A 12,768-nucleotide genomic window follows, 5' to 3' on the forward strand; every position below is an offset into this window, starting at 1 on the left:
GGCAAGTCTTCCGGAGGACCACCGGGCTCCGTCACCATCAGCCGCGGGCTCGAACGACTGGCACCCGCAGCAGAGATGCTACGGGTGCTCAGGGAGGATGGGCTCGCGAGATGAGACCAATGCTCAGGCCCTGGTTCGGGTCGAGGGGCGAACAGCCCCCGCGGGGTCCGGGGCAGCGCCCCGGCGCGACGCCTCCCTGATGCATCACGCGAGGAGATGCGCGAGGACGTACGCGGGGACGAGGACGAAATACGCGATGTCCAGAACGATCTCGGCGATGCGGCGCAGGCCCTTCGCGCGGCGTGGGATCAGGTACGTCGCGCCGAGCGCGAGCACCTCCGCGACGATACGCACGAGGCCTGCGTACACGACGAGCGCGCCGAGCACGCCCAGCCATCGCAGGAAAAAGGCTCCGAGATACGGGCCGAGGCCGAAGAGGTGATATTGCCCGAAGGGCCCGCCATACATGATGTACTGGTGCAGGCGGAAAAGGACGATCGCGAGGCCGAGCGGGATCAGCCCGTATTTCACCACGAAATAAGGCCACCGCCGCCCGAGCGCGCGCCGCGCCTCGGCGAAACGAATGGCGGGGTGATCGAGCGCGGATCGGGCCGCGGGGAGCTTTTCGCCGAGGGCAGAGAGCAGGGCTGCGGCATCCTCGGGCACGAGGCGGCGCTGGAATGAGCGGTTCGAGCCGAGGACGAGCCGGAGGCCCGGGCCGGGGAGCGGGACGCGCCACGGACGGATGGCCTTCATGGAATCGTTGGGAATCTCGAATCGCTCGCGGCGCAGCGTGAGCGTGAGCCTCTCGGGCCCGATTTCGGCTTTGCCGCGATGGTTCCGGTTGAGGAGGAGCGCGAGGACGAGGGGGCCGCCGGAGAAAAAGGCGATGCCGAGCGCGACGGCGAGCGGCGGCGCGGTCCTCGATCCGGTCACGATATCGGTGGCGATGTGCGCGGCCACGTAGAGGACGTTGAGCAGGGCGGCGAGGCGCAGCGCCACGGAGAGGACCCGCGTGGCCGGACCGTAGGCGTGGACGGTGAATTCAGCTGGCCCGGGGGGGCTCGCCTCCGCCGGGGATTCGGGCGCGTCGGCCATGCGTGCAAGATAGCACGTGATTCAGGCGATATCCTCCAGCTCGCGACCGCGCGTCTCCGGCAATGTGAGGAGGATCAGGGCGAGCGCGATCACCGGGAAGACCGCGGTGGAAGAGACGGCCTTGCCCCATCCCACGGATTCGGCGGCGTACCCGACGAGGATGGGCGTGACGACTTGCGCGGTGCGGCCGAAGAGGTGGTTCGACCACCCGAAAGCGTCGCTGCGGAGCTCCGTGGGAAACAGCTCGGCGTTGTAAGCGGCGAGCACGGAGCCCGTCGCGGTGATGCCGCCCATCGCCAGCACGAGCGAGATCAGGACGAGCGCCGGGGAGCCCGCGAGATAACAGCCCGCCGTTCCTGCCACGACTGACAGATAAATCACGACCGAGGCGCCGCGCCGCCCGAGGACGTCGAGCAGCTTCGCGGACAGGAATGCGAACGGCATTCCGGCGACGGCGGCGATCGAGATGTAAAGGCCCACGCGCCCCTCGGTGTACCCGCGTTCTCCCATCGCGTGCTCTTTCCAGAACATGATCGCGTTCGTGGTGCAGGCGTAGGTGAGCATCCAGATGACCGCGAGCAGGAGCATGCGGTCTCGATGCGGCGGGGAGAGGATCCGCGTGAACGACCTCTTTGCGAGGCTCGTGCCCTCGACCTGCTCGGTGAAGCGGCGCGTCTCGCGTAGCGATCGCCGGGCGACGGCGAGCAGGAAAAGCGGCGCCGTCCCGAGCACGTAGACGCCCCGCCAGCCGAGGGGCGATTGAATCACGGCGGGCGTGATCCCGGCGCAGACGATGGCGCCGACGCCGGTCAGCGCATTCAGGACGCCGATGTACAGGCCGCGGCGATCGGCGGGGAACTCCTCGGCGGCGACGACGAGGGAGAGGGCCCACTCGGCGATGAGGAAAAATCGCGCGGCGATCTGCGCGGCGCCGAACGTGAAGGGCCCGCGGGCGAGCGCGGTGAGCGCGGTGCAGACGGCGTAGCCGAGGATCGTGACGGCGAGGACGCCCCGCCTCCCGGCGCGGTCGGCGTACCGGACGAGGCCGTAGGAGAGGATCGAGCCGGCGCAGATGGCCCCGACGAGCCACCCGGCGTCGCTCGGCGAGAGCCCCATTTCGGCGCGGATCGCGGGAAGGAGCTGGGTGAGGGCGAACGTGTCGAACCCCTCGAAGAAGCTCGCCACGCCGAGGAACACGAAGAGGCGGCGGTGGTATCGGTCGTCGCTCATCCGGAGTCCGCTTTCGTGCGTATCAGGGAAACGAGCCTTTCACAACGGCCGAAAAACGGCGATGATGCGCTCCTCGGCATGGTGGACCTTTCGAAGCTCGGCGAGGGCCTCAACCTCCTCGAAGACATGGCGAATACGGGGCTCGTCCTCGTCACGCTCTCGCTCTGGGGCCTGTTCCTCTGGGGCCTCGGGTCGCCCGAGCGCGGGGAGCGATGGTTTCGTGTCGTCGTGTTCTTCCACCTCCTGCCCCTGCCGCTCGCGCTCTTCGAGAGCAACCACCGCGTGGCTCTGCAGTTTTTCCGCTTCACCCTGCTCGGCGGCGTGGCCTTGATCATCGGCTTGCCCCATTACCAGTTCGAGCCCGGCAAGCGGCTCCGGCCGCGCCTGCTCACGGCCCTCGTCGTCGTGGTCGTGTCCGCCGCGCTCTACGCGTGGATCGAGCGCTCCTTCCGGTAAAACCTCCGCCGCGTCCGGTTCCATGGGGCCAAACCTAGGGTTCTAGGTGGCCAAACCTCTTTTGTTTGTCCGCGGCTTGACGAGTCGCGAGATCTCGGCTACTTGCGGCGTAAGGGGTTCCCGAAAGACAAACATGCGATACCACGCGGACCTCCACGTCCATTCGAGGTACTCACGCGCCACGAGCTCGGACTGTGACCTGTTTCACCTCGCCTGGTGGGCGCGGCGGAAGGGGATCTCGGTCGTCGGCACCGGGGATTTCACGCATCCGGCGTGGATGGCGGAGCTCAAGCAGAGGCTCGTGCCGGCCGAGCCGGGGCTCTTTCGGCTGCAAAGCGATCTCGAGCAGGCCGTCGATGCGCGGCTCGAAGGGCCCTGCCGAGGGCCCGTGCGCTTCATGCTCTCGGTCGAGATCTCGACCATTTACAAGAAAGGCGAGCGCGTCCGGAAGGTGCACCACCTCGTGTACGTGCCCGATTTCGAGGCGGCCGAGCGGTTCGTCGCGGCGCTCGCGCGCGTGGGAAACCTGAGCGCCGACGGCCGGCCCATCCTCGGCCTCGACTCGCGGCACCTGCTCGAGATGGTGCTCGCGTCGAGCCCGGGGAGTTACCTCGTGCCCGCGCACATCTGGACGCCCTGGTTCTCCGTGCTCGGCTCGAAGGCCGGCTTCGACGCGGTGGAGGAGTGTTATGGGGATCTCGCGCCGCACGTGTTCGCCCTGGAGACGGGGTTGTCCTCGGATCCTGCGATGAACTGGCGGCTCTCCCGGCTCGACCGCTACCGCCTCGTGTCGAGCTCGGACGCGCACTCGCCGCCGAAGCTCGGGCGCGAGACCACCGTCTTCGACGGTCCGATCGATTATTTCTCGCTGCGCCGCGCCCTGGAGACGGGCGAAGGTTTCGTCGGGACCATGGAGTTTTTCCCCGAAGAAGGAAAATACCACCTCGACGGGCACCGGGCTTGCGGCGTGCGCCTCGAACCCTCGGAGACGCTCGCGCGCGGCGAGGTTTGTCCGACCTGCGGGCGCCCCGTCACGGTGGGCGTCCTGCATCGTGTCGAAAAGCTCGCCGACCGCGACGAGGGATACAGGCCGGAGAATGCCCCCGATTTTCGCAGCGTCGTGCCGCTGCCGGAGGTCCTCGCCGAGCTCTCGAGCGTGGGACCGTCGAGCCAGGTGGTGGAGCAGAGCTATCGGGGGCTGCTCTCGCGGCTCGGGCCGGAGCTCTTTATTTTGGAAGAGGCGCCGCTCGAAGACATCACGCGGGCGGGGTCGTCGCTCCTGTCGGAGGGGATCGCGCGAATGCGCGCGGGGCGTGTGATCCGCGACGCGGGATACGACGGGGAATACGGGACGATCCGGCTGTTCACGCCGGACGAGATCAGGCGTCGCCCCGTGGTCGCGCTCCTCTTCGAGGACGAGCCGAGCCCCACGCCTCCTTCGAAAAAGACCACGCGCGCCGCCGCGGACAAACCCGGCCGCAAGAAAAAAAGCACGGACGAGGAGCCTCCGGTATCGCTGTTCGCGCCGCGGTCCGAGCCGAGCGCGCCGGAGAGCCCGCCCGCGCTGCTCGACGGCCTCGATGCCGAGCAACGCGCGGCGGCCGAGGTCGTGCGGGGGCCGCTCCTCGTGGTCGCGGGGCCGGGCACGGGAAAGACGCGCACGCTCACGCATCGCATCGCGCATCTCGTCCACGAGCAGGGCGTCCCGCCCGAGCGGATCCTGGCGATCACGTTCACGCGGCGCGCGGCCGAGGAAATGCGCGAGCGGCTCGTCTTGCTGCTCGGCGAGGCGGGGGAGCGCGTGCCGGCGATGACGTTCCACGCGCTCGGGCTCCTGATTCTGCGTGAATACGGCGACCACGCGGAGATTGGCATTGCGGGGGAGCGCGAGCGGGTTCAGCTCGTGGCGGCGGCGCTCTCCGTGACGGAACGCAAAGCGACGCAGCTCTGCGCGGCGATCTCGCGGTGGAAGCGGCGCGTGTCGAGGCGCGCGGAGGCCTTGCTGCGTCCTTCCGAGGAATATCTCCCGGGCAGCGAGCTCGATCGTGCCTGGGCCGCCTACGAGGAGGGGCTCGCCGCGCGGAAGCTCGTCGATTTCGACGACCTCGTCACGCTCGCGGTCGAGCTCTTGGAATCGCGCTCCGACGTGCTCGCGGCCTTGCGCGAGCGCTTCGTGCACCTCTCGGTCGACGAGTTCCAGGACGTGGACGAACGGCAATACCGCCTCTTGCTCCTGCTCGCCGGCGAGGCGCAGAATGTCTGCGCGATCGGCGATCCGGACCAGGCCATTTACGGGTTTCGCGGCTCGGACGTCTCGTTCTTCTTTCGATTCCGCGAGGATTACCCCGCCGCGAGCGTGGTGCGCCTCGGCAAGAACTATCGTTCGACGCGCACGATCGTGGACGCGGCCCTCGGCGTCATTGCGCCCTCGCCGACGGTCGGCGAGCGTGTGCTCCGCCCGCTCATCGAGGATCGGAGCCGCATCGTGACGCACGAGGCGCGGACCGAGCGCGCCGAGGCCGAGTGGGTCGTGCACGTGATCGAGCGCCTCGTCGGCGGCACCTCGCTCTTTTCGATGGATACGGGCCGCGTCGGGCCCGAGGAAGGGGAGGGGAGCCACGCGTTCGGCGACGTGGCCATTCTGTATCGGACCGACGCGCAGGCCCACGCGCTCGTCGAGGCGCTGCGCCGCTCGGGCATGCCATTCCAGCGGCGCACGCACGATCGGGTGCTGGAGCGGGCGGCCGCGATGGCGATCGTGCGGTCGTTCGTCGCGACCTACGAGCCTGGCGCGCCGCTCGGCCCTTCGCTCCAGGCCGCCGCGGCGCGCGTGCGCGAGGAGATCGCGGCGCCGCAAGGGCCCGAGGACGCGACGCCGAGCGCGGCGGGGGAGGGGGAGGAGGCGCCGTCGTTCGGGGAAGCCGACGTCGACGCGGCGCTCGTGGTGCTGGTCGCGATTGCGGCGCGATCGGGCGAGGATGCGGAGCGGTTCCGCCTGGAGGTCGCGCTGGAGGTGGAGGTCGACACGTGGGATCCGCGGGCGGATCGGATCGCGCTGCTCACGCTGCACGCCTCGAAGGGCCTCGAATTTCGGGTGGTGTTGATCGTGGGCTGCGAGGACGGCCTCTTGCCATTACGATTCAAAGGCCGCGAGGACGAGGCCGACGTGGCCGAGGAGCGCAGGCTCTTCTACGTGGGAATGACGCGCGCGAGAGAGCGCCTGTTCCTCTCCTATGCGCGGGAACGGGTGCGTCACGGCAAACCGGTTGCGACGGAGGCCTCGCCGTTCCTGCGCGAGATCGAGGAGCGGCTCGTCACGGAGGAGACGGCCGATTTGCCGAAGAAGGGGCCGGATCCGCGGAGGAAGCAGCTCACGTTGTTTTGACGTGGCGCGCGGGAGAATTCAGGGCGAACCGTCGTTTGCTTTGGCTGATGCGCCTTTGGCCGCCTCCTCGTTCTTGCGGCGGGTGGCTGCGGCCTTCACGCCGACCTGCGCGACGTACTTGAGGAGTTTTTCGAATGCCGCCTCGACGGAAGGGTCCTTCCGGGCCGCGGTGCGCTTGATGGTTTCGGCGAGCTGCGAGAATTCGGCTTCGCGCTGATCCTCGTGGTAAGCAATGCTCTCTTCGAGGACCTCGACCAGCTTGCGTGCGTCCCCGAGCAGCTCCTCGAGCAGCTCGAGGTTCGCGGTGGAGGTCGCGATGCGTGTGACGATGTCGACCGAGATGCCGAGCGTCGCGGCGTGCTTGGGCAGGGCGCTGGGCAGCTCGGCGAGGACGTCCTTGAGCCCCTCCTGCGCGTGCTTGAGCATCCGGCCGGCCCCCGGCGCCAGGTCGAAGAGGATGTCCTTCGCCGCGGTGGCATCAATGAGAAGTTTCCCTGTAAAAAGTGATGCGGGAACGTGCGCCACGATTCCTCCTTGGGTGGTGGTACCTCGGGTGTGTACGTCGGCACTGTACGTATCCGTGCGGGCCATGGCAACAGGAAGTGGAGAGGCGGGGCCGATGGGGGAGCGGCGACCTGCTGCCGAGCGTTGGTGATCTTCGCGTGGAGGCGGGCGATGTCCGTTTGGGGATCCACGATCTCTTGCCGTAGGCAGGCGAGGACCTGGCGGAAGCGGGGGAGTTCCTCTCGGAGATGAAGGAACTTCCGGCGGAGGTGGGCGATTTCCTCCGGGGGTTGAATCATCCACAGGCGGAGGTGGACGACCTCGGGGCGGAAGCGGGCGATTTCCGGGCAGAGGTAAACGCGCTCCTGGCGGAGGTGGATGGCTCCCTGCCGGAGGTCGAGGGACCTCCTACCGAAGGTCGAACACGTCCTGTCGGAGGTCGAGGGACCTCCGGTAGGAGGTGATTCGTTCGACATCCTCGAAGGGTCGCCCCGGGGCGTGCTCGGTCCTGCTTTGCGTGTGCGCGGGGCGGGGTGGCCTCGGCTTTGGTTTGGTTCGCATTCCTTTGGGTCGCAATGGCGTTCGCCGTGGGTTGTACGCCGCCGCGATCCTCGTATCGGGAGATCCACGTCTGCGCGCGCCCGCCGGTCATGCCGCGGAGCGTCGCTACCTGGTCCATTTCAGGCTCCGGCACGCTCCTGTGGGAGCCGCGGGAGCTCGCCATGGGGAGGGCCCATGACAGCCCCCTGTATGTCTACGATCCGGATGCGCCCGCGGACAGCGTGAAGCTGTTGCCCATTCCCTACAACAACCTGAAGTGCGCCCGGAGGCTTTCGCCGCCCCGGCCTCCGGCGCCGAAGAAAATCGCGGCGGCGCGCGCGGTCGAGGCGAAGGAGGCCAAGAAGTCAACCGTGACGGTGAAGGCGCGGCCGGAGCCGATTCGAAGGGCGCCTGAATCGGAGGAGCCGCATCGGACGCGGACGCGGGTCGTGGTGCGACAAACGCGGACGGGGGAGGCTCCGGCGACGGTCTCTGTGGTGGCGCGCCGTGAGGCGAGGTGTCCAAACGATCCGGGGCAGGTCCGGCGGACGCGGAGCACAGGGGAGGCGTGTCGTGGTGCGGAGAAGTCGACGTCGGTTCGGCCGCGGCCGGCGGTGCGTGCGGCGCGCGTCGTGGGTGGCGAGGGGACGGACGAGCCAGCGCCGATCGAGCCGCCTCGCCCTGCCGGTGAGCAGCTCCAGGATTGGAACGTGCGGGAGCCGGAGGTCACGGGGCTGCCGGTGGAGCGGGCGAAGGAGTGTCTTGCCAATCTGTGTCACGCACGGCACCCTAACTTCGTCCCGAAGGAGAAGGAGGGAAGCGGAAAGGCGGCGGGGCCGCGGGAGGGGCAGGCGTGGTCGAAAGGGGGGAAGGCTGGGGCCGGAGGGAGCGAGCCGCCGAAGCCGAAGAGCCCGGGGGATGGAGGGGTTGGTCCGAAGCCGGAGCGCGCCTTGCCCAGCGCGGGCCCGACGACGCGGGCTGAAGCGCTCGCCCGAAAACTGAAGTTGAACGCGGACAGCCCGACGACCCAGCAGGTATTGAACAGTCTCGACGCCAAGGTCGGTGATTTCGTAGCGAAATATCGGCGCGGAAGTATTCAACGAGAGCTGCCTTGGGACGAGATCAAAGACATGACGCTCGAAAAGGCGTTGCAACACAGTCATAAGGTTCGGAAGCTATTGACGGACGGAAGGTTCGCCAAATGATGAGCAAAGACGCCTCGATTCTCGATCTCATCGCGCGGTTGGACCTTCCGCGACGCGGCTGGGTCGTGGTGGACCACTGGGATGCGGATTGCATGGCCATCGGAATCGCGATGCCGGCTAACCCTCGGCGGCTCGTATACGTGTCCACGTACGACGAGGAGCCCAATCGGTACTACTACGAGTGTGAGATCCCGGCGGGCGTGGCCAGAGATGAGTATGTTACGGCTGAACGTGGTCAATCCGTAGATTTTGAGGAACTGGAGCGGGTCATCGAGCGCCACCTGGAGCCTGCGGTCGTAGAATGATGGAGGGGACCTGGTTCCTTCCGAACACGTGCGACCGCCTCGGCTGAACATGCTCGATGCTATTGCGGCCCCTCGACAGGCCTCAGGATGGTCTGCGTGGAGCCGGCGGCGCTTGCGGCGCTCCCGCTTCCACCCCCTCGCCCTCCTGATCCAGGATGCGCGCCCCCCCTGACGACCGAAGGGTGATAGACTGCGGCGTGACCTGCCATTGTCCCTGGCGTATCGCCGTTCCCCTCGTCCTTGTGGCCGCTTGCGGGACGCCCCCTGCTCCGACGGCGCCCCTCCCGGTCGACGCTCCACGCACGGCGACCACGGCCGATGCGGCGCCACCCGATGCCTCGCAGGAGCGCGAGCCTGAGGACCGCCCGTTGCCCGAGCCCGCGCCGCCCGAGCCCGCGCCCATCCTCACCGAGGAGCGTGTGAAGGCATGCGAACAGGAATGCTCGCAGGAAAGCACGCGATGCGACGCCGGCTGTGGGCACGGAAAGGAAAGCCGGGGATGCCTGCGCCGATGTGGTTGCGCGAGGATCACTTGCCAGAGCGCATGCGCTTCCCGGGGCGAGGCGGATTTTCGCTGTCATTGACCCGTCGTGCCGTGCTCGCTGTTTGCCGGCGGCGTGCCCCCGATGCAATGACCGAAAAAGCACGCCGCCCCGGGCATCCGAAGCCCGTCGCCCGACGACGCGCGGCGCCGGTTACACGAGCGCGAGCGTTCCGAGGTGCCGTCGTGCGAGGTGCAGGCGGGCGTGGACGGTCTTCGTCTTGAGTCCGAGCGATTCGGCGATCTCCCGGATCGAACGGCCTTCCAGGTAAGGCATCACCACGGCCCGGATGCGCGGGCCGATCTTTCCCAAGAAGCGCTTGAGCCGGAACAGGCCGTACGTCGCGTGCACCAGCTCGTCCGGCGACGATGGGTCTTCCTGCTCGGCGAAGTCCTCCGCGAGTCCCGTGAAGACCTCTCGTGCGTGGCGCAAGAGCTTTCGATAATTGCAAGCACGGTTGAGCCCGATCACCAGGAGCCACGGGCGAGCCTGCTCCGGCGTGATGAGGCATTCGAGGCGCCGCCAGGCCGTGAGGAAGACCTCCTGCACGAGGTCGTCCACGTCGCGGGATGGGATGGCCTGACCGAGGAGGAGGCGGCGCAGGAAATCGCGGTGTTCGAGGTAAAGGCGCCCGAGGAGGGCGTGCGCCGCCGTAAAGTTTGCCGGCGGCGGATGGAGCGGTATCGTTGCCATACTCATGACTCCGGGTGTTGCACGGGGTTGTGGGGAGACGCCGGTCGGTGTTGCTAGCGCCGGCTGGCGTCGCTTGTTTTGTCTCATGAATTGCGGTCGAAGGCAATTGTAAAAGATCGGATTGGTTTGGCGCGGGAAAGCCCACGATCCGGCCTGAATGGTGCGAGGGTGTTGGAATGGGAGCCGTGATCCTGCGCGCGCTGAAACACCCTCACCCCCGACCCCTCTCCCGTCCCGGGAGAGGGGCCGGGAGGCTTGTCCCTACGATGCGCGGCGGTAGACGAGGCGTCCCAGGGTGGCGATGACGTGGTCCATGCGGTCCAGCGCCCGGGCATCGACCGTGCCGATGTAGCGCATGGCCTGGGCGACGTGGACGCAGGCCAGGACCTCCCGTGCCGAGCCGAGGGCGGAGGCGTAGCGCTGGCGTTTGTGTCCGGCGTGGTTGCCCATGCCCTCGGCCAGATTCAGCGCGACGCTATGCATTGCCCTGCGCAGTTGCCGAGCCAGGTCCGAGTCTCTCCGTTCGATTTGCTCCGCAATGCCTGCCGCGTCCCCAGCCATGGTCAAAACGACCTCATAGATCCTCAGCATGACGAAACCCTCCGCCCGACGACCCTTTCGCCGGGACCCTCGTCCCGGACCGTCGCGCGGAGTGCTCTTCAAGGCTGCGCAGCACCGCGCGGACCCGCGCGGAGCAGCACGCAGTGCTGCGAGCACGGGGAGCACGGCATGGCCTTGAAGAGCACGAGCACGACGGTACGATCGCCGTCCCCGAGCGGGATCTTCTGCACCCCCGTTCCGCACGCGCTTCCGCTTCCGCTTCCGCTCCCGCTCCCGCTTCCGCTCCCGCTTCCGCTCCCGCTTCCGCTTCCGCTTCCGTGTCTGGTCGCCTCAGTGATTCCGCGGGGTTGCGAGCGCTTCGGAACAGAACCCGGCGCAGAATCCTGGAAAAGTGAGGCGGGCAACGGCGGGAAGACGTCCCCCACGTGCGCGCCGAGGAGCTGCGCGTCGTCGACATAGCGATCCGTGGTCGCCTGATTGCCATGGCCGAGGACGCGGCGAAGGTGGTGCGGGTTATCCCCTCGCCGTGCTCTCCACGTCGCAAACGTCGCGCGGAGCCCGTGCGCCGTCAAAGCGATATGCGTCGGGGAATCGTTCCGAAGCTCGTATCGCGTGAGCCCTGCACGGTCGAGGTACTTCGAGAATTGACGCCGGAACGTGTAGGCGTCCACCTCGAAGACGAACCCCTTCCCGCCCGCCTTGTCGCGGAGGTACCGCAAAAGCGGCATGATGTTGTCCGCCTCGGCGAATACGAGCGCCCGCTGCGTCCCGTTCTTCGGCGCTTTCTCACGCTTCCGCGCAGCGTCCCACCCTCGCCGGATCGTCACGACGTTATGCTCGAGGTCGCAGTCTTCCCAGCGCAACCGATACGCCTCGCCGAGGCGCAGCCCCAGGTACACGAAAAGCGCGATCGTGCGGCGCGCGCGGGCGGGGATCCTCTCGCACGTAATGAGGGCGAGGAATTCGGACGGGTACAAACAAGCCCGGCTCTTTTTCTTGATCTTCGCAGGCGCCTTTACGACCTTCGCGGGATTGTCCGGCCGGACGTAGAGATCGGGGAGGTCCGGATCGCTCGCGTCCCTCAACATCGATTGCAGGACCCCCCAATATCGGACGGCCGTGGTCTCGGCGAGCGTTTTCGCGCGGACCTTCTCGCGGAGGTAGTGCGAGAACGCGCGGACATCCTCGACCGTCAGAGCAACGATCGGTTTCTCCCCAAGCTGGGGGATGATGTACCGGGTAACGGCCGTCGTGTACGCGTCGATCCCGCTGTATTCGCGCTTGTCGATGTCGTCGAGCCACCTCGCGGCGTAGTTCTCGACCGTCTCGACAAGGGAGCCGGGCGCGAGCGCCGCCGCTGGATTGGCTTGCGCGCCCTTCTGCAGGGCTTCACGGGGGACAAGCTCGATCGGCACCCACGGGGGGAGCTTCCCCAATTCGGCGAGCCGCTTGATCGCCTCGCCGGGGTTTTGCGTGTAATGCGTAGCGATCCGATCGAGCTCGGCCTCGGTCACTTTGCGCCCGCCGATCGTGGCGGGGACGGGGATCCCAGGGAGGCGCCGATCGGCGCGGCCTGGAACCATCGAGGCCGGGAGGGTGACGTATATTTGGAAACCTTGGCCCGAGGTTTTCCACGTACCAGTGCGAGCGCGTCCCATTACCGGACCTCCGCGCTGGCGTGGATGGAATCCGGCTTGGATCGCGAACAAAAAGGCGCTACAAGGCCCATAGGCTTAACCTCGTCGATAGCGGGGTTTTGCTCAGGGCCCCCGTGCATGTTGGCTTCATGCATGGAGGCCCGCTTTTTTGTGCTGCGCGGGAAGCGGATCACGGATCCCGCCCGCGGTCAAGGGACGTGCTCGGCCGCCCGGATCGCTCGTGGTGGCGCGCAGCGGGCCCGGGAAGCGATCGGCGAGGGGGGAGCGGTCCGGCGTCGCATCGCGCACGCTGCGCCCGTCCTCGCGCCCGTGGGGGTGCGTGGCAGAGCAGCGCCGGTCGGTCTCGGCGCGGAGGGACCTCGGCGAGCTCGCGGGGTCTCTCGAGGTCCGCCTCGTGCTCGCGTTCGGCCTCGGCCTCGGCGCGCCGGTCCGATCGGCTCGCGGCGGCGCGTAGGCGCCTCGTGCTCGCGCCCGCGTCGCGGTAGCGGCCGAAGCCTGCTTCTCCCCCCTCGCCGATCTTCTCGCGCCCGCTGCGCGCCCGCGTCGGGGTGCTCTCGAGGTTCGGCCGGTCGGGCGATCGTCTCCAGCGTG

The 12,768-nt window shown here is 67.9% G+C and carries 11 protein-coding genes; 5 read left to right on the forward strand and 6 right to left on the reverse strand.

Annotated features, from left to right (window positions below; translation table 11 throughout):
- Nucleotides 1–204: 204 nt before the first annotated feature.
- Together QHF85_RS35095 and QHF85_RS35100 are read right to left on the reverse strand one after the other, a co-directional pair.
- Nucleotides 205–1,098, reverse strand: a complete 894-nt coding sequence (locus tag QHF85_RS35095) for a hypothetical protein (RefSeq protein WP_281331753.1) — start codon at nucleotides 1,096–1,098, stop codon at nucleotides 205–207.
- Between the two features lie 21 nt (nucleotides 1,099–1,119).
- Nucleotides 1,120–2,328, reverse strand: a complete 1,209-nt coding sequence (locus tag QHF85_RS35100) for an MFS transporter (RefSeq protein ID WP_281331754.1) — start codon at nucleotides 2,326–2,328, stop codon at nucleotides 1,120–1,122.
- 78 nt (nucleotides 2,329–2,406) lie between these two features.
- On the opposite strand from QHF85_RS35100, the gene QHF85_RS35105 reads away from it, so the two are divergent.
- On the forward strand, nucleotides 2,407–2,784 hold the full coding sequence (locus QHF85_RS35105) for a hypothetical protein (RefSeq protein ID WP_281331755.1): 378 nt from the start codon (nucleotides 2,407–2,409) through the stop codon (nucleotides 2,782–2,784).
- Between the two features lie 133 nt (nucleotides 2,785–2,917).
- Nucleotides 2,918–6,169 carry a UvrD-helicase domain-containing protein gene (locus QHF85_RS35110; RefSeq protein WP_281331756.1) on the forward strand — a complete coding sequence of 1,084 codons (3,252 nt, stop codon included), beginning with the start codon at nucleotides 2,918–2,920 and terminating at the stop codon, nucleotides 6,167–6,169.
- 18 nt (nucleotides 6,170–6,187) lie between these two features.
- Here QHF85_RS35110 and QHF85_RS35115 read toward each other — a convergent pair whose 3' ends face one another.
- Nucleotides 6,188–6,760: a hypothetical protein gene (locus QHF85_RS35115; protein ID WP_281331757.1), complete on the reverse strand. Its 573-nt coding sequence runs from the start codon at nucleotides 6,758–6,760 to the stop codon at nucleotides 6,188–6,190.
- A gap of 488 nt (nucleotides 6,761–7,248) precedes the next feature.
- Here QHF85_RS35115 and QHF85_RS35120 point away from each other — a divergent pair, with 488 nt between their 5' ends.
- Nucleotides 7,249–8,418 carry a hypothetical protein gene (locus tag QHF85_RS35120; protein WP_281331758.1) on the forward strand — a complete coding sequence of 390 codons (1,170 nt, stop codon included), beginning with the start codon at nucleotides 7,249–7,251 and terminating at the stop codon, nucleotides 8,416–8,418.
- Nucleotides 8,415–8,723 (forward strand): hypothetical protein, encoded by a 309-nt coding sequence (locus tag QHF85_RS35125; RefSeq protein WP_281331759.1) that lies wholly within the window; start codon nucleotides 8,415–8,417, stop codon nucleotides 8,721–8,723. Before QHF85_RS35120 ends, QHF85_RS35125 begins: the two co-directional genes overlap by 4 nt.
- A gap of 695 nt (nucleotides 8,724–9,418) precedes the next feature.
- On the opposite strand, the gene QHF85_RS35130 is transcribed toward QHF85_RS35125, so the two are convergent.
- The 3 genes from QHF85_RS35130 to QHF85_RS35140 all read right to left on the reverse strand — a co-directional run bounded on the left by QHF85_RS35130 (nucleotide 9,419) and on the right by QHF85_RS35140 (nucleotide 12,102).
- Nucleotides 9,419–9,958 (reverse strand): RNA polymerase sigma factor, encoded by a 540-nt coding sequence (locus QHF85_RS35130; RefSeq protein WP_281331760.1) that lies wholly within the window; start codon nucleotides 9,956–9,958, stop codon nucleotides 9,419–9,421.
- Nucleotides 9,959–10,219: 261 nt separating this feature from the next.
- A complete protein-coding gene (locus QHF85_RS35135; protein WP_281331761.1) occupies nucleotides 10,220–10,549 on the reverse strand; it encodes a four helix bundle protein in 330 nt (109 codons plus the stop codon).
- 68 nt (nucleotides 10,550–10,617) lie between these two features.
- On the reverse strand, nucleotides 10,618–12,102 hold the full coding sequence (locus QHF85_RS35140) for a site-specific integrase (RefSeq protein ID WP_281331762.1): 1,485 nt from the start codon (nucleotides 12,100–12,102) through the stop codon (nucleotides 10,618–10,620).
- A 394-nt stretch (nucleotides 12,103–12,496) separates the two neighbouring features.
- Between QHF85_RS35140 and QHF85_RS35145 the strand changes: the two genes are divergently transcribed.
- On the forward strand, nucleotides 12,497–12,631 hold the full coding sequence (locus QHF85_RS35145) for a hypothetical protein (protein WP_281331763.1): 135 nt from the start codon (nucleotides 12,497–12,499) through the stop codon (nucleotides 12,629–12,631).
- Nucleotides 12,632–12,768 lie beyond the last annotated feature (137 nt).

Origin of the sequence: Polyangium sp. 6x1, assembly GCF_029946515.1 — a bacterium.
Classification (GTDB): domain Bacteria; phylum Myxococcota_A; class Polyangia; order Polyangiales; family Polyangiaceae; genus Polyangium.

Bases quoted from the DNA above. Each gene is read 5' to 3' on its own strand.
- QHF85_RS35095 (WP_281331753.1), bottom strand. From the start codon at position 1,098: ATGGCCGACGCGCCCGAATCCCCGGCGGAGGCGAGCCCCCCCGGGCCA.
- QHF85_RS35100 (WP_281331754.1), bottom strand. From the start codon at position 2,328: ATGAGCGACGACCGATACCACCGCCGCCTCTTCGTGTTCCTCGGCGTG.
- QHF85_RS35105 (WP_281331755.1), top strand. From the start codon at position 2,407: ATGGTGGACCTTTCGAAGCTCGGCGAGGGCCTCAACCTCCTCGAAGAC.
- QHF85_RS35110 (WP_281331756.1), top strand. From the start codon at position 2,918: ATGCGATACCACGCGGACCTCCACGTCCATTCGAGGTACTCACGCGCC.
- QHF85_RS35115 (WP_281331757.1), bottom strand. From the start codon at position 6,760: ATGGCCCGCACGGATACGTACAGTGCCGACGTACACACCCGAGGTACC.
- QHF85_RS35120 (WP_281331758.1), top strand. From the start codon at position 7,249: ATGGCGTTCGCCGTGGGTTGTACGCCGCCGCGATCCTCGTATCGGGAG.
- QHF85_RS35125 (WP_281331759.1), top strand. From the start codon at position 8,415: ATGATGAGCAAAGACGCCTCGATTCTCGATCTCATCGCGCGGTTGGAC.
- QHF85_RS35130 (WP_281331760.1), bottom strand. From the start codon at position 9,958: ATGGCAACGATACCGCTCCATCCGCCGCCGGCAAACTTTACGGCGGCG.
- QHF85_RS35135 (WP_281331761.1), bottom strand. From the start codon at position 10,549: ATGCTGAGGATCTATGAGGTCGTTTTGACCATGGCTGGGGACGCGGCA.
- QHF85_RS35140 (WP_281331762.1), bottom strand. From the start codon at position 12,102: ATGGTTCCAGGCCGCGCCGATCGGCGCCTCCCTGGGATCCCCGTCCCC.